This window comes from Methylobacterium sp. ME121, from assembly GCF_000974725.1.
Classification (GTDB): domain Bacteria; phylum Pseudomonadota; class Alphaproteobacteria; order Rhizobiales; family Beijerinckiaceae; genus Methylobacterium; species Methylobacterium radiotolerans.
In genome coordinates, this window is record NZ_BBUX01000091.1 from 1 (window position 1) to 20149 (window position 20149).

Below are 20149 nucleotides of genomic sequence, written 5' to 3' on the forward strand. Positions count from 1 at the left end.
GGTGACGGAGGATCCATCAACCTGAAGGCCGCCGTCCGCCGTCAGCGCGGATGGAAGCCGATCGCGGATTGCTGTCTGGAGCGTGGCGAGCTTGGTGACCGACACGAGCAGCCGGGCCAGCCGGGCGATGACTGAGCCGTCGGCGGCGTCTGACCCGGGATCATCATCTCCCGGTGCACCGATGCCCGTCGCGATCGTCGCGAGGGCGGTATTCGTGGTGTCCTGGCGAGCGGCAGTCGAGGCACCGTCCGGCAGCGGCGAATAGGGCGAGATGGATGCGGTGCTGGGCGGCGCGGCCAGCTTCGCGCCCGTCGTGACGTTGAACCAGTAGTTCGAGATCGGATCGCCGGCGTCGCCGTCCGTCACTACGAAATGATCGAGGTAGTCTCCGGACGAGAAGCCGGTCCCGTCCGCGGTCGCGCGCCACGTCGAGCGGGAGATCACCAACCCGCTGTCGTAGTCCGGTCGGGCGCCAGCACCGGGTGGCGAACCTGCATTGCCGGCCACGTCCGTCCAGGTGATCGTGCCTCCGCTGTCCACCCGGATGAAGCGGGCCCCGGTATCGTCGGTCCAGATGGTCTCCGAGCGCTGCGCTTTGACCGCGTCGCGGATCTCGGTCAGGCGCGTGATTCCAGTATCCTGCTTGCTCTCGCGAGCGGCGTCCGGCGGGAGATCGTTGATCCCGTCGTCGTACTGGATCACCAGCGGATCCGCCGGCACCATGCCATTCGTGTTGAACGACAGCGTGACGACGGAACCCGCGACGTTGGAGGCGACGAGGTCGGGGACGATTGGGCTGTAGATGAGCTGCCCGGTCCTGGCGTTCGCGACGCCGAACAGGCGCCGGAGCTCGAAGTTGGGCGTGCCCGAGAAGTCGAGCGTCCGGTTGGCCGGGTCGAACACCGGGCGGGTGGCGATGGGTTTCTTCATCTGACCGTCCCTCAACCCAGCAGGAGTGCGCTGGCGGCGTAGAATTTCTTGGCGTCGGCAATGGCCGCGGCCATGTCCTGGCGGATGATCACCTCGCGGGCGTCCGTGTAGGAGGCCGCATCCGGCACGCTGACATCGACGATGATGCTCTGCTCAAGCACAGAGACGTCGAGCACCGTGTCTCCCGGAGCGCCTTGGCCGGGGCCGATCACCTGCACGGGACCGGTCACGTAGGTGCGCCGATCTCCGGGCGCTGGGACGCGGTAGAGCGACCAGATCACGCTCTGCCCGAGCAGCCTGCGCGTCTCGGCGGGCGTGAACTGCCGCACGAGCTCCGTCTTGTCCGGTCCGACGATCAGCGCGAGCCGATCGCTGTCGAAAGCATCCGAGGTCGTAGAGACGATTCGACCCTTCGCCCAATCGAGTGAGACGACGAAAGCCTCCCCCGCGGCGATCTGGAGCGGTAGGCGATTGCCCCCGTCCGTCGTGTGCAGGCGAATGGTCAGCGTGAGAGAGTCCCCTGCAACGATCTGCAGGGGAACGACGGCGGGCTGCATAGGGGATCTCCGTCAGGCGTCGGGGGTACGGCAGAGAAGGCCGCCGTTGTTCCACCACACCCCCGGCGCGTCCGGCAGGCTGGTCGGCAGATGCTCGGCACCCGCACATGCAGACTTGGGCGCACAGCCGCTTGAGAGATGCTCCCGGAACGCCTGCTGAGCGATGGCAGAGAAGTTCAGGTCCGCCGCGTGCTCGCGAAGCCTACGATGCAAAGCATCGGGAACGTAGAGCGTGATCCTCGCCATTTTGATCTCACTCCGCGTCGGGCGTGATCGCGAGCAAGCCCTTGTTCAACCATGGCGTGCCGGCATCCGGCGGTGGCTCCGTCGGGAGCATGCCCCGCAGCTTGCCCGGAGTGGTCAGCATGTCGACGATGGCCGCGGCGGTGAATTCCTGAGCCTGCTGCACCACGAGGCGGGCCACGGATTGCACCATGGCGGCGGTGGCGACCCGGGGGCTGTCCTCGTCGGGTTCGGGGGTTGTCGCCAGTGCCTCGCCGAGGGTCGGCCGCGCGAGGAGGTCGGCGATCGTCTTCGAGAGCAGCGCCTCGGCCTCATTCTGGAATCCGAGCGGGAACGGCACCACCACCTCGACGAGGTAGGGCTCAATCCGCGGCACGAGCGCCACGGACGGCGCCGGCAAGACGTTGGCAAGACCAGCGGCCATCTCAGTCCTCCAGGGCTACGGTGCCGGTCAGGAACGGCACCGGGGCGCCGTCCGGCATCAGCAGGCGGATGCGGGTCGCGATGGGCTGCACGGCTCCCTCGAGTTCCTCCACACGTGCGGCGGAGACCGGGAAGCTAATCACGCCCGAGCGAGGGTCGATGCTCAGCAGGCGGTCGGGCGCGTCGAACTGCGTCCGGACCTCCTGTCCGGTGGGCCATTCGACCGTCCATTCAATCGTGACGCCCGACACCGGCAGGCGCCGGACCTCGCCCGTGCGCGGATCACGACCATGAAGGATGACGCCGAGATACGCCGTCCCGCCGCGGGGAAATCGGAAGTCGTAAGCAGCCGGCCTCACGGCGTCACCTCAGGGATGCCGTTGTTGTTCCAGCGCTTCCCTGAGCCGGGCGGCGGCTCCGTAGGCAGGCTGGCCACCCAGGCCTCGTACCCGCTCTCCAGCATCCCGGCGACGACGTCAGATGCCACCACCTCGCGTACGAACACTGCGCCATGGCAGACGAAGCTGTCGGCATCAGCGGCGAGTTGCGCCGATGTCCGCACATATCGGCCGCCGCCACCATCGCCGGCGAACTTGCGGCCGAGGAGCTCGACGACCTGGACCCCGGCCGGGATGGCGGCATAGGCAGCATCGCCTTTCGATCCGAAGGTGAGCTTGCTGGGCGTGCCGGCCTCGCTTTCCAGCACCTGCACCCGGCCCACCAGAGCGCCGATCGCATCCATGATCCGCGCCTCCAGCCCATCCGGCGGCGGGGCCAGCACGAAGGCGCCGGTCACGTCCTCGATGCTGAGCACCTCCACATCGGTCAGAGCGTCGGGGCCGAACAGAGCCACCACCGGCACCATGAAACGAGCGGATGCCGGAGCCCGGAATGCCGCGCCCAGACCCGTCGACCGCGCGATCAAGGCCTCGCATTCCTGCCGGCCATTTGCCGTGACCAGCGACGAATAGGTCCGGACCGGCACGACCGCGCCCAGCACCCGAAGAGACTGGTCGAGGTAGACGAGCCCACACAGGACTGCGTCGCCACTGGGGTCCGCCGGGTTGGCGCGGCGTTGGATCACGTACCGCGACCGGTAGAGCCGGCCCGGCTCCAGCGGGCATGCCGCACGGCCGGCCACGATGCCGGCGCCGTCCACGCGCACCACCGCGCCGCTCTCGGTCCCGGCCAACATCGCGGGCGGGATCAGCGGCAACGCCGCGCGGGGCCCGGCGAGAGCTGCCGCCGCCGTCACGAAGGTGTAACGCGTCGGGGCATCTCCGGGGCGACCGGGGTAGGCGGTGAAGTCCAAGCGCTGCGTGGTGATCGTCGCCGAGATCCCATCGGTCACCACCCGGATGGCGGCGACCGCATCGGCGATCTGTTGCGTCAGAGCGGTGCTGTCGGCTTTGACGGCGATCTGCGCTTCGATCTCGGCGACCGCATCGGCGAGGGCCTTTGCCTGCGCGGCGATCGCTTCCACGCGCCCCATCTGTTCCGCGGCGTCGGCGGTGGTTCTGGCCTGCGTCTCCGCGCGCAGCGCATCGCTCAGACTGTCGCGCAGCTCGCTGATCCGCTGGCCGAGATCCTTGGTCGCCGAGGCGATGGCCACCGCCCGGGTATTCGCCTCGCTCGAGACCGCCTGCTGCCGCGCCTGCGCCTCAGCCGTCACCGCGGCGTCGCGGGCTTGAGCTTCGCCCGAGACCGCCTGCTGCCGCGCGATGACCTCCGCCGTCACCGCCCCCTGTGCGGAGGCGACACGACCCTCCAGATCCGCGATCTGGGCGGCCGCGACGTCGGCCGCGTCGCAGAGCGACTCGATGCTGGCGAGCGTCTGGGCGGAATTGCCGGCCTGAGGGCGAGTGACCATGCTGGCCTCGAATGCTGAAGGGCCGCGTCAGAACGCTTCGACGAGGTCGAGCGCGACGGTGCTGAACCGAGAGAGCTGCTGCTCCATCGCCCCCGTGTCGTCCGAGGCGAGGCGCATCAGGCAGTTGGGCGCGCCGAACTCGACGGGCGTTCCAGCGGGGACGTCCATCCGCAGCCAAGGCCGGATCGCGATGGCGATCGTCCCCGCCGGACCCTGGACGCCTGGATCGGCAAGCTCGCCATTCGGCAGGTCCACGATCGTGTGCATCCGGCCACCAATCGAGAGCATCATGCCGGGCTCAAGCACGCCGCCCCGATTGCGCTGGATACTGAGCTCAACGGCGTTCATCGCGGCCGCCGCAGCGACCTTGAAGTCCAGATCCGGGCGCTGGTCGCCGATGTAGATGTCCGGGCGCTGAGCAGCCCTGCCGTAGGTGATTTTCCCGCCCACCAGATCGATGTTCCAGGGCGCGCGGGTGTTCTCGCAAGAGCCCACGCTCCAGACGACGCTGCGGCCCAGCGCGATGACCCGGCGCATCGCAAGTGCGGTCTCGCGCGTCATGCACGGGATCGTGCGCGATGCCTTCCAGCGCGCCGTCGGGGAGGCCACCACCTGCTCGTTTCCGAGGAAGGTCTGGCCGCCGGAGCGCGTCCCGCCGCGCAGCGACCAGTCCTCCGAGGATGGCATCAGCAGGCTCGGCCAGATGATCGGGTCCGCCATGCCGGCCTCAGTTGTAGGTGTCGGGCAGCGGCGGCCGCTGACCTTCCTCAGCCGGATCCCAGGCGTAGGCCGAGGCGTCGAGGCTGATCAGATCGAGCTTCACACTCGTGAGCGCATTCCCCGACATGGCGAGCGTCCCGCGCATCACGGCGAAGGTCGTGTTGATGCCGAACGACGGTAGCACCAGCGTCACGGTTGCCTCGCCATAGGCAGGCAGGCCGGCCGGTGAGAGCCTCAGACCGGTGAGGCGGAAGCGCGGATTGCCCTTGGCCATCGCGATCTTCGCGAGCCGCCGCGACTGGCTGTGCGACGGCGCGCGGATGAAGCTCCGCTCGGTCTCGATCACCCCTTGGACGGACTGGGACGCGAGATCGTCCCACGGGTCGCCCTCGGTCGGCTGATAGTCCTGGAACGGATCCGTGTAGGTGTGCTTGATCCGCGTGAAGGTGTTATAGGCCTCGTCACCCTCCTCGAGCTGATCCCAGCCCTGGATCATGCTCTCGTCGATGGTGAAGGTCGGCGCCTGCCAGCGGCCGCCGCGGACAGCCACAAGGCCATCGCCGTCTTGGTAGAGCTCGCCGTCACAGGCCGCGAGCATCCGCGCCAGCACGTCGGCGCGCTGCTCGGAATAGTCGTAGCTCCCCCAGGAGCGGTAGCGCAGTTCCGAGGTGGCCCCGTTCGGATCCGGGGTGATCAGAGGCACCTGCTCGCCGCAGACGTTCGCCAGGTCCGCGAAAGTCGACATGTTGATCTCGGCCGCGGCGAGGCCGTACCCGCTCTCGTGCATCAGGTAGTCCAGCAGCACGATCGCGGCGTTGTCGCTGTAGCCGAAGCCGCCGGAGCGCGGGTCGTAAGATGGAGCTCCCGCCACCAGCAGCCGAACGTCGGGTGCGCCCTCCGGGAAGATCTGGCTGCCCTTCCGGAGCGGGGTTGCCACCACCACCGAGTAGCACAGCCCCTTCAGCTGCATGCTGGCGTTCCAGTAGGGCAGCTTCAGCAGCGCGGCCGACGCCGGCTGGTCTTCGGTCCCCGGATGGCCCTCGATCGCGACCTTGCCTTGATAGACGCTGTCGGGAACGACCCCGCCGGCACCTTCACCGAGGCTCGTCTTCACGTCACCAAGCCAGTACTGCAGGATGGTGACCGGCCCGACGCAGTGGACAGCGCCCCGGTAGAGCACCTTGGCCTTGTCGTCGTCAGGATTGTCGTACTTCAAGGTCTCCAGCGCGAAGATGACGCCGCCGACCTTGGCCTGCCCGAGCACGCGACGCCGCGCCGCCACTGGCTGACGGACGGTAACCTGAGCATCTGCCCGCTTCTCGCCGCCGAGTAGCGCCTGTGCGGCATAGTTCACGCCGTAGAGGCCAACGGTGATGATGGCGTAGCCGACAATCGTCTCCGCACCGATCCCGAGGATGGAGGCGCCGGCAAACCCACCGAGACCGATCTCGCCGATAACGGCTGCGCCGATCGCAGCGGGCATCAGACGCTCCAGGCCACGACGGTCGGGTACTGGTCGACCGCCACGCCCCCGGGGCTCTTCACCGCCCAGCCCAGCGCACAGCGGATCGCGAACACCGGCCCAACCACAGGGTGCTCGACGAGGCCAACATCGCCCGGCGCCGGTGCGGTCGTCGTCACGAAGCCGCAGCCGGCCATGAGCGAGCGCGCCATGGCCTCAAAGCCGCCGAGGCGCCGGACATGGCGCATCGCTCCGAGCGCCGTGCTGTAGCGCCCACGTAGGCTCGCGGCCGGATCGACGCCACGCACCGACCTGCACCAATCCGCCATGACGAGCGAGCAGTCGCACGAACCCCACACGAAAGTGGCCCGACCCATCGCGCGGAGGAACGCGCTCAGGTGCTGTCGCTGTCCGGGATCTCGGGATTCCATGGTCGTCTCCGGTTGATCATCGCGGCAACATCGAACAGGCCGCCGTCGCCCGGATAGCGGGTCTGCTGATCTCGGTCGGTCAGATTGCCGAACGGCGGCAGGCCGCGTCGCGAGAACCGCGTCTCGGCGGTCAGCTGTGCGGTCCAAGCGTCCGCGCTGGCGGCGGTGTGGATCAGACGATCCATGACGCCGCGGTAGAGGGTGTAGAGGCCGCCGAGCGGCGCGAGATCGCCGTCGTAGAACTGCAGGTAGACGTAGCAATCCCGGCCCTTCACCTCGGTCCGAGCGTTCACGACATCGTTGGCGATCTCCGGCCCAACACCAGAGAGCGTGAAAGTCACCAACGGGGCGATGCCGCCGACCGCGCCCTCGATGTCCGACACGGATCCGAGGCCACCCATCCCTTGCCAGTCGAAGCCGCCGGCCCGGAGGGTGCCGAAGCCGGCGTGCACCCGCTGCGGGTTGGTCCGGAAATCGAAGAACGCCAGGATCTCAGCGGTGATCGTGTCACCGCGAAGTGCCGCCGCGCCGGCGGCATCGAACAGGCTCACCGTCACCGCCCCGTGCTGTAGCGCCGGTTCGCCACGGCGGTGCGCGCCGCGAGGCTCCGATTCAGCCCTTGGTCGTAGGCGGCAAGGCGGGCTGTTATCTGCTCGGCGACGCCCATCTGCGCCCCGCGGGCGTCGATGTTGTACGATCGGCTCTGATCGATCGACTGCGGGCCGCCGCCGGCACCACCCGCCGCGATCGGGATCACCTTGCCGTCCGCGTTCGGCACGAACAGCTCGCGGCCCATCTCGCCGACCGTCACAGGTTGGCCGGCCGAGACCGGTCCCCCATTCGCCCGGAACAGCCCGGCAATCGAGTCCAGGATCCCGGCGGACGGGAGGCTGGGCCCCTGCGCGCCAGGGAGCGGTGAGCCCGCCGAGCCACCGCCACCGCGAAGCGCGCTACCGAACAGGTTCCCGAGGAGGCCGCCAGTCGCGTTCGGGCCGGCGCTCGCTGCCGTGGCCGTTCCGAGGAGACCGGCGAGCGGGCCGGTGCCGGTGAGGAGGCCGGTGATCGCCGACCGCTCGAGCTGCTTGATGATGTCGCCCACCACCGAGCTGAACGACTTGCCGTTGATGATCGCATCCGCCAGGCCATCGGAAGCCGACTGAGCGAAGAATCGGGCTGCCTCTGCGGTCTGCCGCAGGGCCTGCTGCGCGTCCTCGGTGGCATCCTTGTACTTCTGCATGGCCTCGGCCGCCGCGAGCACGCGGGAGCGCTCGTCATCGTCCAGCGCCGGATCCTTGCGGTTGCCCTTCTTCACCTCCTCGCGCGCTGCGGCCTCGGCTTTGGCCAGCGCCACCGCCTTCTCGCGCTCGACGTTCGTCTTGCCGACGTTGTCGAGCTCGGCCTTCGCGGTGTCCCGCGCCTTCTCAAGCTGGTTGATCAGGGTCTCGACCGCATCGAGGCTCTCGGATCCACCCTGCCGGCCGCGCGGCGTGTGCAGCGACGGCAGCACGGCGGACCGGTCCGGTCCCTTCGGGCGCACCTTCACGGTGAGCGGCGCCGGCGGCCCCTGCACGTCCGGGTCGATCACGCCGGTGGCCTTGCCGACCTCCTGGAGGAAGGTCAGCGGGTTGCCGGCGGTGATGATCTTGCCGATGCCGGGGATCGAGCCGACGAGGTCCCGGACTTTGCCCACCACGCCGCTGATCGTCGTGTAGAGGTTCACCGCGATCTGCACGACCCGGGCGATCACGGCCTCGACGCTCAGGAAGGCCTGATAGGTGTCCAGCACCGCGTTCGAGATGTCGCGCTGGATCGGCGCGAGGGCGTTCGCGAACGTGTCGGCGATGTCCTTGGCCTTGGCGTCGAGCTGGTTGGCCCGCTCCACCTCGTCCGCGCCGACGATGCGCACGCCGGCCACCGTGGTCGAGGTGCTGTTCAGCGTGTCCCGAAGCTGGTTGGTCAGGTCGACGCCGCTGCGGAGTTGCCGCTCGAAGTCGGCGCCGAAGAACTTGCCGGCGAGGTCGAACGCGGCGACGTCGCGCTGGCTCGCCCGGAGCTTGTCGATCAGGTCGAGGATCGCCCGGATCTTGGCTTCCTGGCTGCCGGCGTTGTCGAAGGTGGCCTTGTCCGCCGCGGTCAGGTTCCCGGCCCGGACGTTCTGCGTCAGGCGCCCATCGATCGCAGAGGTGTTCGACCCGTCCTTGCCCTCGCCGATCCGGATCTCGCTGGCCTCGCGGGCTTTCTGAAGCGCGGCGACGACCTGCTCGACCTTCAGGCCATACTTGTCCGCGCTGAGCGTGGCGCGCTGGAAGAAGTCCGTGCCGACGCCGACGCGCTCCGCGTCCTTGCCGATCTGCACGTATTCCTGGATGTGCTTGCGCGCCGCCTCGATGGAGGCCCCTACGCTCTCGAAGACGAGCTTCGCGGCTTGGAAGCCGAGGAACACGCCGAGCAGCGTCTGAAGCGAGGGGATCTGCGCCGCCACGCCCGCGATCGTACTGGTGGTGGCCGTGAGGCTGGCGCGCACGCCCGCGCCGGCCGTCTCCGACGCGGCGGCCGCGCCGGTGAAGGCGCGGACAACCCCCTCCAGCGTCGCCCGGTCCGCGGTCGCGGCGTTGGCGGTCGCCGTCGAGATGTTCCGGACATCCCGCCCGACCGCCGCCGCCGCGCGCTGCGCGTTGTTCGCGAGGCCCTGGAGCGCCGCGCCGAAGCCGTTGCTGTTCGCCGCGCCGCCCGACATGGCCACGCCGATCGAGGTCATGTTGCCCACGATCTGGCCAGCCAGCGTCGCCATCGCGCTCTGAGCGCGCGAGGTGTCAGCGGCAAACGATATGACGAGCGGTTCGGCCAAGTCGGCGATCCTGCTGTGGTCGGGCGATCAGGCGCGGCCCGCGGCCATCTCTTCGGCCAGCACCGCGATGAACTCGTCCTCGGTGCTGCCCTCGTCGGGCGGGCTGTTGGCGGCGATGAAGGACTCGATGACGACGTGCCACTCGGCCAGCGTCATCCGGCGGACCTCTTCCGGCGAGAACCCCGCGACCGCCCCGGCGCCGATGAAGACCGAGAGGTCGCCGGGTCGGCTTCGCTCTCCCCCTCGGTCTCGGCTTTTCCCTTGGGGACGCCGTTGACCGCCGCCGCCACGATCTGGCCGGCCAGCGACAGGTAGTCCATCAGGGGCTCGTTCTGGTAGCGCAGCACCAGCGCCGAGGCGGAGACGCTACTCATCCCGCCGCCTTCGAGGCCGAGGCGGATCGTGTCCCAGATCTCGCGGTGGCTGAACGTGTGCCCCGCGATCCGCATGAAGATCGCGCCGATGCCATGCCCGACGAGACGCTCCAATTCGGCCATCTCGCCGAGGCGAAGCTGGAACTTGCACTCGCGCCCGGCGAACGGCGCGACGATCACGGTGCGCGAGGTGTCCACCTCGCTCACGTGCTGGCCCCGTCATTCCAGGCCAGCGGGCCGTCGCCGCGGAACTGGGTCGTGAAGCTCACGATGCCGTTGTTCGACTTCGTGATCTCCAGGCTCTCGATGAACACGAGGCCGGTCCAGTTGCCCGCCTCGACACCGTCCTTGGGGTCGATCCGGAACTGGTAGGGGACCGGCGTCTCGCTCGCCGCGTCGGCGCGCAGCTCCGGAAGATGGTCCGCCGCGACCTGCCCTGCGACGCGGCCGCCCCAGGACCTCGACGACAGAACGCTCTTGCGGTCGGGGATGCCCACCGGATCATCGCAGTCCGCGACCGTGGCGTCCTCGTAGGCGTTCGTGATCGTGAGCGTAATCGACTGGCCGAGGCACAGGAACGTCCAGGGCCCGGTTATGCCGGTGCCGGACCGGTAGGCGCGGAATCGGTTGCCAGGAAGCAGCGCGGGCTCTGCCATGGTCAGTTCTCCTCTGCCGGCAGCGGCCGGGCGATGGTGGTGGTCAGGTCGAAGAAGACCGACTTCGCCTGGAGCGGGTCGATCACGTCCCCGGCCTGGCCGACCACGATGGGTGTGCGCAGGCTGTAGGGCTCGGCGAGCGGCAGATCGGGCCGCTCAAGCTGGTCGAGCGAGGCCACCATCGCGTCGATGAGCAGCCAGCCCTGATCACGGTTGAAGGCCGTCGAGACCGCGTAGAGCCGCGCCTGGATCGTCCAAGACTCGCTGCAGTCGAGCACCTTGCTGGAGCGCCGTATCGGGCCGAAGTAGGCGTAAGGTGTCACCGGGTCTGTCGGCAGCGGAGGCGTCTTGCCACTGCTCGTCGGCACCTCATCGTAGATCCGCTTACCCGCAAGCGCGTTGAAGCGGGCATCGGCCTTCAGACGTGCCCGGATTGCATCGCGCAGGGCGAGCTCGAATGTGGTCGGCGCCACGGCCATCAGAGCCCTTCCTCGCGCGCCGCGGCGCCGATGCTCGCACCGAGCTCGCTGCTCCAGTCCGACAGCGCCTCGCGGGCCGACCCGTAGAAGTACGGCTGCCCCGGCACGTCGCTCCCTTGCGACGGTCGCACCTGCCGGCCACCCCGACCGGTGGTGTCAGCGAAGAAGTCCGCATCCGCGTGCTGGCCGCCAGCGTGGTGACCGGCCTCGACCGCCAGGGCATAGTCGTAGCCGCCGCGATCCGCCTTGGCCTCGACGACATAGAAGCCGCCTTCGCGCCGATAGGTGATCCCGTTCAGCAGCAGACCGGAATCCTGCGGCACGCGGGACCGCATCAACTCGACCATCTCCTGCGCGGCGTGCAGCGATGCCTGATCGCCCTTCAGCGCCAGCTTCACGGCGTATTTTGCCAGCTGACCGGAGATTCGGTCGACGCCGACGACGCCGGCCACGGTATCGATGAGGCGCAGTCCCGAGAGCAGTCCGGGCGCCCGGTCGAAGCCGCGCGCAGCGCCGGTCAGGTCGAGCGCTGCCTGCCCCTGCCCGAGGTAGCCGAAGGTTGCGCCGATGTCGGGCATCACTGCCCCCCGAGTTCGGTCGAGATGTTCAGCTGAATCATCCCGGTGCGCCGGTCCGGCAGCCCGACACCGATCACGCCGAAGTCCCGCCCCTGGAGCACGAGGCGCTCACCGTTCGTAATGGTGCGGGCCTGGACGCTGTCGCGGATCGTCAGCGTGCCGGTCTCCAGGTTCTGCGCCCGGCCGCCCTGCGCCGCCTCGCGGGCGCTGGATGGCCTGTAGTTCGCCCAGAGCGTCATCGCGGGCGCATAGTCGCCGCGCTCGCCAGTGTCTTCGCCCTGCTCATCAGCAATGATTGGGCGCCGCATGACGACGGCACGCTTATCGAGCCGACCGCCGTCCATCAGCCCCAGATCCGATACGGCGCGACAAGCGCCTCGACGCCGAGTGGCAGCTGCGCCGGCTGGGCGGCCGTGGTCGTGACCGCATCTCGGTTGCTGTAGAGGTGGCCGACCATCAGCAGGACGGCATGCCGGATCGGCGCCGGAACAGTGCTGCGGCCATCCTGCGCAGCGTAGCCGGCCCGGTAACGAACTGTGACAGTGCGGCCGTCTAGGCTCGGCACCTCACTGACCAGCGCCAGGAACGGCGGGCAGGGATACGATCGGCATACGGGATCCTGATCAGCCGGAAAGACCGTCTCAAGCACCTGCTCGCCCAGTGACCGCCCGAGCCAGCCATCCGGGCCAGCCAGCCAACCCGTAGCCACCTCGATCAGCGCGGTGATCACAGCGTCCTCGTCGCCCGCATCGACGCGCAGGTGCGCCTTCGCCTCGTCGAGCGAGACGATGGGCTCTGCGGGCGTGATGACGACGAGTCGCATAGCGACGCGTCAGCGGTTGCCGGCGGCGGCCGCCGCGGCTTCGGCCTCCGTCCGCTGCCGATCGACAGCAGCCGCGATCTCCTCCGGCGTGCTGCGCGACTCGTACCCCTGGGGCGGGTAGTCTGCGGCCCGGTAGCCGGCGGCGACGAACTCCTCGACCGTGGGGCCGTTGTTCGTCGTCTTGGCGCCGGTGGATGTCGCTCGCGTGCCGGATCGGCGCCGCTCGCGATCCGCCGTCAGCGCGCGTTCGCTGACCTGATGGTGAGGCTCCAGCGGCTGAGCCTCGCGGCCATCGAGCGCCCCATCGACCGGATCGGCGTGGCCCAGCCGCTGAAGGTCTTTGGCGTGCAGCACGTCCGTCTCGAACGTGTCGCCCATCTCGACGAGGCCGCCCTTGTCGTTCTGGACGCGGGAATTGTGGAACGTGGTCTTGGCCTTCATGGCCACGAGATTGGACATGGGAGATCTCCCGAGGTCGGTACGAGGGCGGGAGGCCGCACGGCCGAGACCGCGCGTGCCGGGGTCAGCTCGCGGGCGTAAAGGTGCCCTTGATCAGAGCCTGCGGGCGGCGCACGACGAGGGCGAGGCGCTCCTCGGCGAGCAGGGTGACCATGTTCTTCACGAAGTTGTCCCGGTCCTCGGTCGAGATCAGGACATGCGCGTCTTCCCGATCGAAGATCTGCGCCGCGTAGGCGAGAGCACCGGTCAAGAAGTTGTTCTGCGGCATCGCAAGCGACACGGCGACGGGCAGGCCCCACAGGGTCGGGCCGACCAGCCCGGCAGGATTCGCCCAGATGTACCGACCCTGGCTGTCCTTCGTCAGTTCGATCGCCGCCCAGTCGGTCGGGTTCAGCACGTGGCCGGTGGCCGGGTACAACGCGAGGGTCGACTGCAGCATCGCGAGCCGCAGCCGGTCGAGACGGGTCTCGTCGGTCACCGTCACGCCAGCCGGCGCGACGTACGCGGTCGCCTGCGGCATCAGGCCGAGCAGGTTGGTACCGGTGCCGTCACCGAGCAGGAGCTGCTGCTCCTCCGCGAAGCCGAGACCGTACCGGAGCTCGCCGTCGATCTCGCTCTGCAGCTGCGGCGCATCGGCGAGGATCTGCTTCGAGGCCGGGATCCAGTGCGCGATGGTCGCCACCTTGGTGTTGGTGATGTCCCACTGGATGTCCGACTGCGGCTTGGCCGAGGACGGGTTCTCCGCGACGGTCGCGGCGTTGAGCGAGCGCACCGTCTGGCGCGCATACTCGATGATGGCGGAGTTGGTCCGGCCCGGCTGGAGCAGGTTGCGGATCGTCAGCGGGCGCTGCGGGAGGCTGGTACCGGGGACCCGATCGGCCTGCACGAGAGCCGTGGTCGCCGAGGTGCCCGTGGCGCTCGCGGAGGTGATGGTCTTCACTTCGACGGCGAGGGAACCTTTCCAGTTGTCGCCGCGCGCGCCAGCGGCCTTCACCTCCTCGCTCTCCGCGACGATCTGGCCGACCGACTTGTGCTCCTCGCCGCCCTCGCGGGACCCGCGGCGAGCCATCTTCTGCTCTAGATCGCTCACGCGGGCCGTGATGCCGCCCATCTCGGTCAGCGCCTTGTCCGCGTTGGCCTTGGTCTCGTCGGTGACCTTGCCGAGGTTCTTGATCTCGGTCTGAGCCTTCTCGGCGAAGGTCTTGACCTCGTCGGTGGCCTTCTTGAGATCGGCGGCGAGCGTCCCGATGTCGCTCCCCCCGCCCTCGTTGGGCTTGTCGAACACCACTCGGGGCATGCCCGGGATCGCGCAGGTCGCGAGGAAGGACGCCGCGAGGGCGCCAGCGTAGAGACGATGGGCGTTCATGATGATCCTCACAGTTCGGGGAGCTTGAAACCTGACAGCACCTCGCTGAGGGCCGCCGCATCCTGGTGCTTCGCCTCGCTCCCCTCATCCCGAGGGGCGATCTTGAACCTGCGCTCGGCGACGGCGCGGGCCTGCGCGTGCGAGAGCCCGAATTCCTCCCGGAACAGGGCTTCCAGCTCGCGAATGGTCGGGGCCCCCTTCCAGGCCACGAGATCCTCGGGGGCGCGGGTGCCGGTGAGCGCCTCGAATCCGTCGCGCAGGTGGTTCATCACCTGCGCGCGTTCCTTCAGTGTGGCGCTGCCGTAGCCGTAGCCGTCGCCGCCCATGTGCTTGTCATGCAGCCGCATCGCCGCGGCGATCGACGCAGCGGCCGCAGTCGTATCGGGCTGCACGAGCGCGCTCTTGAACGCGTCGATCAGCGCCAAGCCGTTCGACGGCGTGTCGACGAGGCTGATCTCGCTCAGGCTGACCGATTTCAGGCTGCGGCGCGGCTCGCCCGCCTTCGTGCCGTAAGTCGCGCCACCGGACGGGACCCGGTAGCCGATCGACAGGCCCGGGAACGCGCCATCCTTCACCCGCTCGAATAGGTTGCGGCCGGCATCCGTGTTCATGCCGGAGATCTTGCCCTTGGCCCTGAGGCCGCGGCCATCCTCGGCGACGTCGGTCCAGACGCCGACGGCGCGCTGGCCGCCGAGCTCCGGCCGGCCGTGGTTGACGTGCATCGGCACGCTGCCACCCGCCGCCTTGCGCTCGGCGAGCGTCGCGGCGAAGGCCCCCGGAAGGATGCGGTCACCGTGAAGGTCGGTGTTGCCGAAGAACGCCCCGTAGCCCTCGAACTCGCCCGCGTCGGGAGAGCCCGCGAACTTCAGTTCGAGGGGGGCAACGATGATATCGGGATGCATGGGCAGCCTACTCGGTTGCTGGAGCGACGATGGCCGAACCGGTCTCCACCGGACGTTCGCGCGGCAGCGCCGCGACCTTGCCGAGATCGTCGATCGGCAAGAGGTTGGACTGGACGGTCAGTTTGGCCGCCCCACCGCCGCGGCGGTTGAGGTTCTCCTTCTCGCGGATCTCGTCACGATCCATGATGCCGTTCTGAGCGAAAGCGGCATACAGCTTGGCTCGAGCCTCGCTGTCGGCGCGCAGCAGGCCCTCGACCGCGAACTCCGCGTAGATCGTGGCGCGCTCCGCCGGATCGATGAGGCGAAGGCTGATAGCCGCTTCGATGCGCCGGATCTGGGCGCGGAGACCGAGCGTCAGCCATGACAGGACGATCTGCTCGACGCCCGAGCCCCACATGGTCTGCCCCTGCGAGGCATGGCCAATCAGGATCGGCGGGATGCCGAACCAACGGCAGATTTCCTCGACGTGCCAACGCCGCGTTTCCAGCAGCTGGCTGTCGGCCGGCGAGAGGCTGATCGCCGAGAACTTCATCCCGCCTTCCAGCACGAACACGCCGCCCGCGTTGCTCGAACCCGCGAGCGGCCCGACGACGTTTTCGCGCAGATCCTGGCGCTGTTCCTTCTTGAGAACCTGATCAACCTGCAGCACGCCGCTGGGCCGAACGCCATTGGCGAAGAGCTTGTTCGAAGCCTCGTCAGCGGCAATCGATGCCGAGATGGTCTGCCGGGCGAACATCAGCGGCGACAAGCCTCGAAGGCCCGCGCTGCCGAACGCGCGGAGGTGGAACACCTCGCTCTCGTCGAGCGACCGGAAGCCCAGCGGATCCGAGTAGTCATACCGGAGGTTGCCGTCCCGGTCCCGACGGACCGTCATCAGGTCGGCGCGCATCGCCTGCAGGGCGATCAGCCGTCCGTTGAGCCGGATCTTCTCAGCGAACGCGTCTCCGTGCAGACACAGCGACAGTACTGCCCCTTCCCAGAACTCCACCGCCGAGTGCTCACCGTCGGGTGAGACCCGCAGCAGCATCGAGAGCGGGTGCTCCGGGGCCGGGACCCGGCCTCCGTCGGCCTCGCGCCGATACACCGTCAGCGGCAGGGTCGCGATCGTTTCGGACAGCAGCTTTACGCAGGCCCAGAAGGCAGAGACCTGCAGGGCCGTGTCGGGCGTGACAGCCTTCCCGGCCGCGGTGTCGCCATAGCCGAAGAGCCGACCCCAGATCCGCGCCGCCTTCGCGTCGGCGACTGTGAGGGGAGCACCCTTGGTCTCCAGTCCGACCATGCGCCGGAGAGCGCTGCCGACCTTCACGTGGTCAGGCCCAAACCGGAGCTTCGAGGAAGGCGTCGATGTCCATGCCCGGTTCCTGTGCGATGGCGAGGCCGAGCCCCATGATGCCTGCAACGATGCCGTCGATTTTCTCAGCCGACCGCTCTTTGGTCGGCTTCACGTTGCCCGCGTCGTCGGTCTTGATGGCGACATGGCCTATCATCCACCGAAGAACCGGGTGCCCGCCGTGGTCGAGCTGGCCGGCCACGACTAACCGCTCCCATTCTTTCGACGGAGCCGACATTGAGGCAAAGCCCTGACCGAACATCACGACGTTGCATCCGTCTTCCGCAAGGCGGATTGCAGTGCCGGTGGCGTTCCACCGGTCAATCGCAAGACCTTGAACGTCGAAGATCTCGGCGTCGGCTTTAACCTGACGCTCGATGGCGTCGTAATCGACGACATCGCCGTTGGTTTCTAGGATCGCACCGTCACGAGCCCAGATATCGTACGGCACACGATCGCGGCGCGCGCGCAGAGCGATGGATTCCGCCGGGCACCAGAGCCTGACGACGATCTTCCACCGCTCATCCGCCTCGACTGGTGGAAAGACCCAAACAAGAGCGGTGATGTCGGACACCGAGGATAGGTCGAGACCGCCGAAGCATCGCCTGCCCCGCAGGGTTTCGGCGAACACTTTCCAAGCATTCGCATCCCTGGCGCAAGCATCCCACCGCGACAATGACAGCCAACGGACAACCTGCTCCGTCCACTGATTGAGGTGATACCGCTTGAAGTCGTTTTCCAGTCGCGGGTTGTCACGAGCCTTGGCACATTCCGCGCGGAGATATTCCAGTTTCGGCGATACACCGAGGTTCGGGTTCGCCCGATGCCAAACCGCCTCGTCGGTCCAATCATCGTCAGGCTCTGCGGCGAACATCACCACCAGAGCGGTTGCGTCGTCGAGGCTGCCGTTGGCAATCGACAAGCATTCCTGCCAGAGGGTCCAGCCGTATCCGGCCCCCTTGAAGCCCGCCGTCGAGCCGTACAGCTCTATGGGCTGATCACGAGCAGCGATCGACTGGTGCAGCGTGGTGTAGAGCGTACCATCGCGCCACTCGTGCATCTCGTCGCCAACGATCACGCTGGCTGACAGACCGTGCTTGCCCTCGGCGTTGCCCGACAGCACTTCGAAGCGCGCCCAGAGCTCGGCCAGGAACAGGGAACGCTTGAACGGCTGGACGCTCTCAGCGAAGGCCGGCGAGAGCCGGATCATCGTCTTCGCCTTTTCGAAGACCAGCTTGGCCTGCGCCTCGTTGCGCGCCATGGCATACGCCTGACCGCCCATCTCGCGGTCACAGACCCAGAACAACACGCTGAGGGCGGCGAGAAACTCGGTCTTGCCGTTCTTACGCCCGATCCAGAGGAACAAGCGGCGGAACAGCCGAAACCCGTCGGCCGTCTTCCACCCCACGAGCAGGCGAACGATGGCCTCCTGCCAGATGCGCAGGTGAAACGGCTTCCCGGCCCAGCGCCCTTCCGTGTGGCGGAACCACGTCGGCCACGCCGCCACGATCGCATCGGACAAAGCGGAATCGTACCACGCGCCCGGCACCTCAGCCGCCCGGCGCCAATGCCGTCCGACGAAGGCAAGGGTTGGATCCGCCTCGCAGGCGGCCACCCACTCGGGAAGCTCGGATGCGGCGGGCGATTCGACCGTCTCTGCCTGCACGTTCAGTTCGGACGCGAACCGGGAGGCGGCGCGGCTCTCGCCGAGAGGAACCCGACCGGATCGGCCACAGACGGCGCGTTGGCCGCCGCAGGCTGATCCGGATTTTCATCCCCCTTGCCGAAGAGGCCACCAAGCGGAGCGGCGGCCTGATCGCGCATGACCTTGTAACGGTCGGCGGGCGTGAGACCGTATGAGGCTTCCAGCTTCACCATCGCGAGCTCGACCTTGTCGCGATGCAGCGCCGCCGGATTGCGACGGAGCATCTCGTCGCCGCTGACCGTCTTGACCATCCGGCTTATGCCCTCGGTGCGGATGGTCTGCGTCGCCTCGATCCACTCGGCTTGGTAGACGCACCAGCGCGCGAAGGCGTAGCGGTCCATCCGATCCAGCAGGTTGCGCCTCTGCAGGTGCGGCGCGAGCTCCCGCCAGATCCGAAGCGCAAGGTCTTGGCCCGGCTCCCCGCGCTTCACCTTGAGGAAGTCCGGCGGCGTCAGCGGATCGTTCGCTGCGAGGCGCGTCGCGCGGCTTTCCATGTTGCGCGTGCGCGCTCGCTTTCCAGGCGAGCCCTTCAACGCCTGCAGTGCCGGACCATCGGGTTTGCGTCCACGCGTCATCGGCATCCAGCCAAGCGACGCCTTGGCTCCTCTAAAAAAAATCCCGCGTAATATCGCGGAGAAAAAGGGGGAGTTTGGCAACCGGTCGACAGCCGAAACGCTCTGACTTTCAGACCCCCCTACCCCCACCCGCCGAGCCGCGTTCTTCACGTTGCTTGGTCACATCGTGATGGTATCGGCACAGGGACTGGAAGGGGCCTGCCCAGAAGCGCCCGACATCGCCGCGGTGCGGCTCGATGTGGTCGCAGACTGTGGCCGCAGTCACGCTACCCTCTGCGAGGCACATCCGGCACAGAGGCTCGGCCTTCAACTGAGCGAGCCGCTGTGCCTGCCACCGGCCGGTGCCGTACAACGCACGGGTGGCGCTTTCCGCCATCCGCTTGCGGTCAGCGGCCCTGGCACGCTCCCGGCGGTCCGTATCCGAGCCCGGCCCGGTGGCGGGCCTGAATGTACTAGGGCGCGTGGGCATACCCACGGCATGACAAAGCCCCGAACGCGGGGCGCCGGGGCTTCCTGAAAAGCTAACGCACAAGGGGTGGTTGCAAGCCTGCAACTGCCGCCTCGTGCTAATTCCGAACGGCTACCACGCCTTTTCCACATGGGCAAGCGGCAGCGGAATCGAGAACGTTCGACCGAACAGCTTGAGCTTCACCGAGATGCGTTCTTCCGGCAGCAGGCACTCGACCACGCCGCTGAACGATCGATAGGGACCATCAACGACCCTGACCGGCCGCCCCGGCTCGAACGCCTTGGCTGCCTCAGCACGAGCCGCAGCAGCAGCAGCAGCCATGCGTGCGTCGGTGAAGTCGAAGACGCCATCACGCTGATAGTCCCGAAGCCCGCTCACCACGTCGTCCGGAACCGTGACCGGCTTTCCATCCATCCGCACGAGGGCCTCAAGGCCCGGCGTCTCGCGCAGGCCGTACAGCGTCAGACCGGGCCGCAGGCCCACGAACACGTAGCGCGGGAACAGTGGCCGCTCGACGTCCTGGCATCGCTGAGTGACCGTCATCACCGGGACGAAGGTACGGAAGCTCCGGCGTCGGACCGTCCGCTCCACCGAATCCTCGCGACGCGGGTTGGTGTAGGCCACGAACCACGTGCCCGCCTCAGCCTCGGCGGTCTCCTGCTCATCCGGTCCGGCCTGGGATCGCCCCCCGGAATTGCTGACGCTGACCCAATCCGCCAGCTGAGCCGGCGAGAAGTCCGACGGTGACAAGCGCAGCATGGTTCAGACCCTGTACGAGCGGCGTGGCGGCGGATCCGAATATAACACTGGAAATCGCAAAATCATCAATGCGGCCAATGAGTTTGGTCCAAATCGTCGTTAGACCGTCTGCCCCAACTGCCCCAACTTCATCAAAAAATAAAAGCAAGTTGGGGCAGGAATTACATAGCCCCGACAGACACTTGCCCCA

25 protein-coding genes are annotated in these 20149 nt (G+C 68.0%); all 25 read right to left on the reverse strand.

Annotated elements, in window-relative coordinates; genetic code table 11:
* Positions 1–903, reverse strand: a 903-nt coding sequence (locus tag ME121_RS29710) for a hypothetical protein (RefSeq protein WP_491892903.1), incomplete at its 3' end; no start/stop codon positions are given.
* Between the two features lie 38 nt (positions 904–941).
* Positions 942–1487: a hypothetical protein gene (locus ME121_RS29715; RefSeq protein ID WP_059410090.1), complete on the reverse strand. Its 546-nt coding sequence runs from the start codon at positions 1485–1487 to the stop codon at positions 942–944.
* A gap of 12 nt (positions 1488–1499) precedes the next feature.
* On the reverse strand, positions 1500–1733 hold the full coding sequence (locus tag ME121_RS34455; RefSeq protein ID WP_491892904.1) for a hypothetical protein: 234 nt from the start codon (positions 1731–1733) through the stop codon (positions 1500–1502).
* A 7-nt stretch (positions 1734–1740) separates the two neighbouring features.
* Positions 1741–2154, reverse strand: coding sequence for a hypothetical protein (locus ME121_RS29720; RefSeq protein ID WP_059410091.1), 414 nt, complete (start codon positions 2152–2154; stop codon positions 1741–1743).
* A 1-nt stretch (position 2155) separates the two neighbouring features.
* On the reverse strand, positions 2156–2512 hold the full coding sequence (locus tag ME121_RS29725; protein ID WP_059410092.1) for a hypothetical protein: 357 nt from the start codon (positions 2510–2512) through the stop codon (positions 2156–2158).
* Entirely contained in the window at positions 2509–4023 is a 1515-nt protein-coding gene (locus ME121_RS29730; protein ID WP_059410093.1) for a hypothetical protein, read from the reverse strand. The genes ME121_RS29725 and ME121_RS29730 overlap by 4 nt, the downstream gene beginning before the upstream one ends.
* Positions 4024–4050: 27 nt before the next feature.
* Positions 4051–4743 (reverse strand): hypothetical protein, encoded by a 693-nt coding sequence (locus ME121_RS29735; RefSeq protein WP_059410094.1) that lies wholly within the window; start codon positions 4741–4743, stop codon positions 4051–4053.
* Between the two features lie 7 nt (positions 4744–4750).
* Positions 4751–6226: a phage tail protein gene (locus ME121_RS29740; protein ID WP_059410095.1), complete on the reverse strand. Its 1476-nt coding sequence runs from the start codon at positions 6224–6226 to the stop codon at positions 4751–4753.
* A complete protein-coding gene (locus ME121_RS29745; RefSeq protein ID WP_491892905.1) occupies positions 6226–6636 on the reverse strand; it encodes a DUF6950 family protein in 411 nt (136 codons plus the stop codon). Before ME121_RS29745 ends, ME121_RS29740 begins: the two co-directional genes overlap by 1 nt.
* Positions 6600–7187 (reverse strand): hypothetical protein, encoded by a 588-nt coding sequence (locus tag ME121_RS29750; RefSeq protein ID WP_491892906.1) that lies wholly within the window; start codon positions 7185–7187, stop codon positions 6600–6602. Before ME121_RS29750 ends, ME121_RS29745 begins: the two co-directional genes overlap by 37 nt.
* 2 nt (positions 7188–7189) lie before the next feature.
* On the reverse strand, positions 7190–9427 hold the full coding sequence (locus tag ME121_RS29755) for a phage tail tape measure protein (RefSeq protein WP_491892907.1): 2238 nt from the start codon (positions 9425–9427) through the stop codon (positions 7190–7192).
* Between the two features lie 84 nt (positions 9428–9511).
* Complete coding sequence (locus ME121_RS34460; protein WP_491892908.1) at positions 9512–9640, reverse strand: hypothetical protein; 129 nt, start codon at positions 9638–9640, stop codon at positions 9512–9514.
* Positions 9637–10038: a gene transfer agent family protein gene (locus ME121_RS29760; protein WP_491892909.1), complete on the reverse strand. Its 402-nt coding sequence runs from the start codon at positions 10036–10038 to the stop codon at positions 9637–9639. Before ME121_RS29760 ends, ME121_RS34460 begins: the two co-directional genes overlap by 4 nt.
* A 23-nt stretch (positions 10039–10061) precedes the next feature.
* Positions 10062–10514, reverse strand: a complete 453-nt coding sequence (locus tag ME121_RS29765) for a phage tail protein (protein WP_059410099.1) — start codon at positions 10512–10514, stop codon at positions 10062–10064.
* A gap of 2 nt (positions 10515–10516) precedes the next feature.
* Positions 10517–10993, reverse strand: a complete 477-nt coding sequence (locus ME121_RS29770; RefSeq protein ID WP_059410100.1) for a DUF3168 domain-containing protein — start codon at positions 10991–10993, stop codon at positions 10517–10519.
* Positions 10993–11571, reverse strand: a complete 579-nt coding sequence (locus ME121_RS29775; RefSeq protein WP_059410101.1) for an HK97 gp10 family phage protein — start codon at positions 11569–11571, stop codon at positions 10993–10995. The genes ME121_RS29770 and ME121_RS29775 overlap by 1 nt, the downstream gene beginning before the upstream one ends.
* On the reverse strand, positions 11571–11915 hold the full coding sequence (locus ME121_RS29780; RefSeq protein ID WP_059410102.1) for a head-tail adaptor protein: 345 nt from the start codon (positions 11913–11915) through the stop codon (positions 11571–11573). The genes ME121_RS29775 and ME121_RS29780 overlap by 1 nt, the downstream gene beginning before the upstream one ends.
* On the reverse strand, positions 11915–12394 hold the full coding sequence (locus ME121_RS29785; protein WP_059410103.1) for a head-tail connector protein: 480 nt from the start codon (positions 12392–12394) through the stop codon (positions 11915–11917). Before ME121_RS29785 ends, ME121_RS29780 begins: the two co-directional genes overlap by 1 nt.
* A 9-nt stretch (positions 12395–12403) precedes the next feature.
* A complete protein-coding gene (locus ME121_RS29790) occupies positions 12404–12853 on the reverse strand; it encodes a hypothetical protein (protein ID WP_059410104.1) in 450 nt (149 codons plus the stop codon).
* A gap of 64 nt (positions 12854–12917) precedes the next feature.
* Complete coding sequence (locus tag ME121_RS29795; RefSeq protein ID WP_491892910.1) at positions 12918–14219, reverse strand: phage major capsid protein; 1302 nt, start codon at positions 14217–14219, stop codon at positions 12918–12920.
* Between the two features lie 8 nt (positions 14220–14227).
* Complete coding sequence (locus ME121_RS29800) at positions 14228–15121, reverse strand: HK97 family phage prohead protease (RefSeq protein WP_059410105.1); 894 nt, start codon at positions 15119–15121, stop codon at positions 14228–14230.
* A gap of 7 nt (positions 15122–15128) precedes the next feature.
* Complete coding sequence (locus ME121_RS29805) at positions 15129–16400, reverse strand: phage portal protein (RefSeq protein WP_491892911.1); 1272 nt, start codon at positions 16398–16400, stop codon at positions 15129–15131.
* Between the two features lie 31 nt (positions 16401–16431).
* Positions 16432–18117, reverse strand: a complete 1686-nt coding sequence (locus ME121_RS29810; RefSeq protein ID WP_059410107.1) for a terminase large subunit — start codon at positions 18115–18117, stop codon at positions 16432–16434.
* Between the two features lie 2 nt (positions 18118–18119).
* Complete coding sequence (locus ME121_RS29815) at positions 18120–18731, reverse strand: P27 family phage terminase small subunit (protein WP_491892912.1); 612 nt, start codon at positions 18729–18731, stop codon at positions 18120–18122.
* Between the two features lie 580 nt (positions 18732–19311).
* Positions 19312–19959, reverse strand: coding sequence for a transcription termination/antitermination protein NusG (gene nusG, locus ME121_RS29820; protein WP_059410109.1), 648 nt, complete (start codon positions 19957–19959; stop codon positions 19312–19314).
* Between the last annotated feature and the right edge of the window lie 190 nt (positions 19960–20149).

What these genes read in the sequence shown, in the direction of transcription:
- ME121_RS29715 (WP_059410090.1), bottom strand. Translation starts at nt 1,487, where the DNA reads ATGCAGCCCGCCGTCGTTCCCCTGCAGATCGTTGCAGGGGACTCTCTC.
- ME121_RS34455 (WP_491892904.1), bottom strand. Translation starts at nt 1,733, where the DNA reads ATGGCGAGGATCACGCTCTACGTTCCCGATGCTTTGCATCGTAGGCTT.
- ME121_RS29720 (WP_059410091.1), bottom strand. Translation starts at nt 2,154, where the DNA reads ATGGCCGCTGGTCTTGCCAACGTCTTGCCGGCGCCGTCCGTGGCGCTC.
- ME121_RS29730 (WP_059410093.1), bottom strand. Translation starts at nt 4,023, where the DNA reads ATGGTCACTCGCCCTCAGGCCGGCAATTCCGCCCAGACGCTCGCCAGC.
- ME121_RS29735 (WP_059410094.1), bottom strand. Translation starts at nt 4,743, where the DNA reads ATGGCGGACCCGATCATCTGGCCGAGCCTGCTGATGCCATCCTCGGAG.
- ME121_RS29740 (WP_059410095.1), bottom strand. Translation starts at nt 6,226, where the DNA reads ATGCCCGCTGCGATCGGCGCAGCCGTTATCGGCGAGATCGGTCTCGGT.
- ME121_RS29745 (WP_491892905.1), bottom strand. Translation starts at nt 6,636, where the DNA reads ATGGAATCCCGAGATCCCGGACAGCGACAGCACCTGAGCGCGTTCCTC.
- ME121_RS29755 (WP_491892907.1), bottom strand. Translation starts at nt 9,427, where the DNA reads ATGGCGACGCTGGCTGGCCAGATCGTGGGCAACATGACCTCGATCGGC.
- ME121_RS34460 (WP_491892908.1), bottom strand. Translation starts at nt 9,640, where the DNA reads ATGACGCTGGCCGAGTGGCACGTCGTCATCGAGTCCTTCATCGCCGCC.
- ME121_RS29765 (WP_059410099.1), bottom strand. Translation starts at nt 10,514, where the DNA reads ATGGCAGAGCCCGCGCTGCTTCCTGGCAACCGATTCCGCGCCTACCGG.
- ME121_RS29770 (WP_059410100.1), bottom strand. Translation starts at nt 10,993, where the DNA reads ATGGCCGTGGCGCCGACCACATTCGAGCTCGCCCTGCGCGATGCAATC.
- ME121_RS29775 (WP_059410101.1), bottom strand. Translation starts at nt 11,571, where the DNA reads ATGCCCGACATCGGCGCAACCTTCGGCTACCTCGGGCAGGGGCAGGCA.
- ME121_RS29780 (WP_059410102.1), bottom strand. Translation starts at nt 11,915, where the DNA reads ATGGACGGCGGTCGGCTCGATAAGCGTGCCGTCGTCATGCGGCGCCCA.
- ME121_RS29785 (WP_059410103.1), bottom strand. Translation starts at nt 12,394, where the DNA reads ATGCGACTCGTCGTCATCACGCCCGCAGAGCCCATCGTCTCGCTCGAC.
- ME121_RS29790 (WP_059410104.1), bottom strand. Translation starts at nt 12,853, where the DNA reads ATGTCCAATCTCGTGGCCATGAAGGCCAAGACCACGTTCCACAATTCC.
- ME121_RS29795 (WP_491892910.1), bottom strand. Translation starts at nt 14,219, where the DNA reads ATGAACGCCCATCGTCTCTACGCTGGCGCCCTCGCGGCGTCCTTCCTC.
- ME121_RS29800 (WP_059410105.1), bottom strand. Translation starts at nt 15,121, where the DNA reads ATGCATCCCGATATCATCGTTGCCCCCCTCGAACTGAAGTTCGCGGGC.
- ME121_RS29805 (WP_491892911.1), bottom strand. Translation starts at nt 16,400, where the DNA reads ATGGTCGGACTGGAGACCAAGGGTGCTCCCCTCACAGTCGCCGACGCG.
- ME121_RS29815 (WP_491892912.1), bottom strand. Translation starts at nt 18,731, where the DNA reads ATGACGCGTGGACGCAAACCCGATGGTCCGGCACTGCAGGCGTTGAAG.
- nusG (WP_059410109.1), bottom strand. Translation starts at nt 19,959, where the DNA reads ATGCTGCGCTTGTCACCGTCGGACTTCTCGCCGGCTCAGCTGGCGGAT.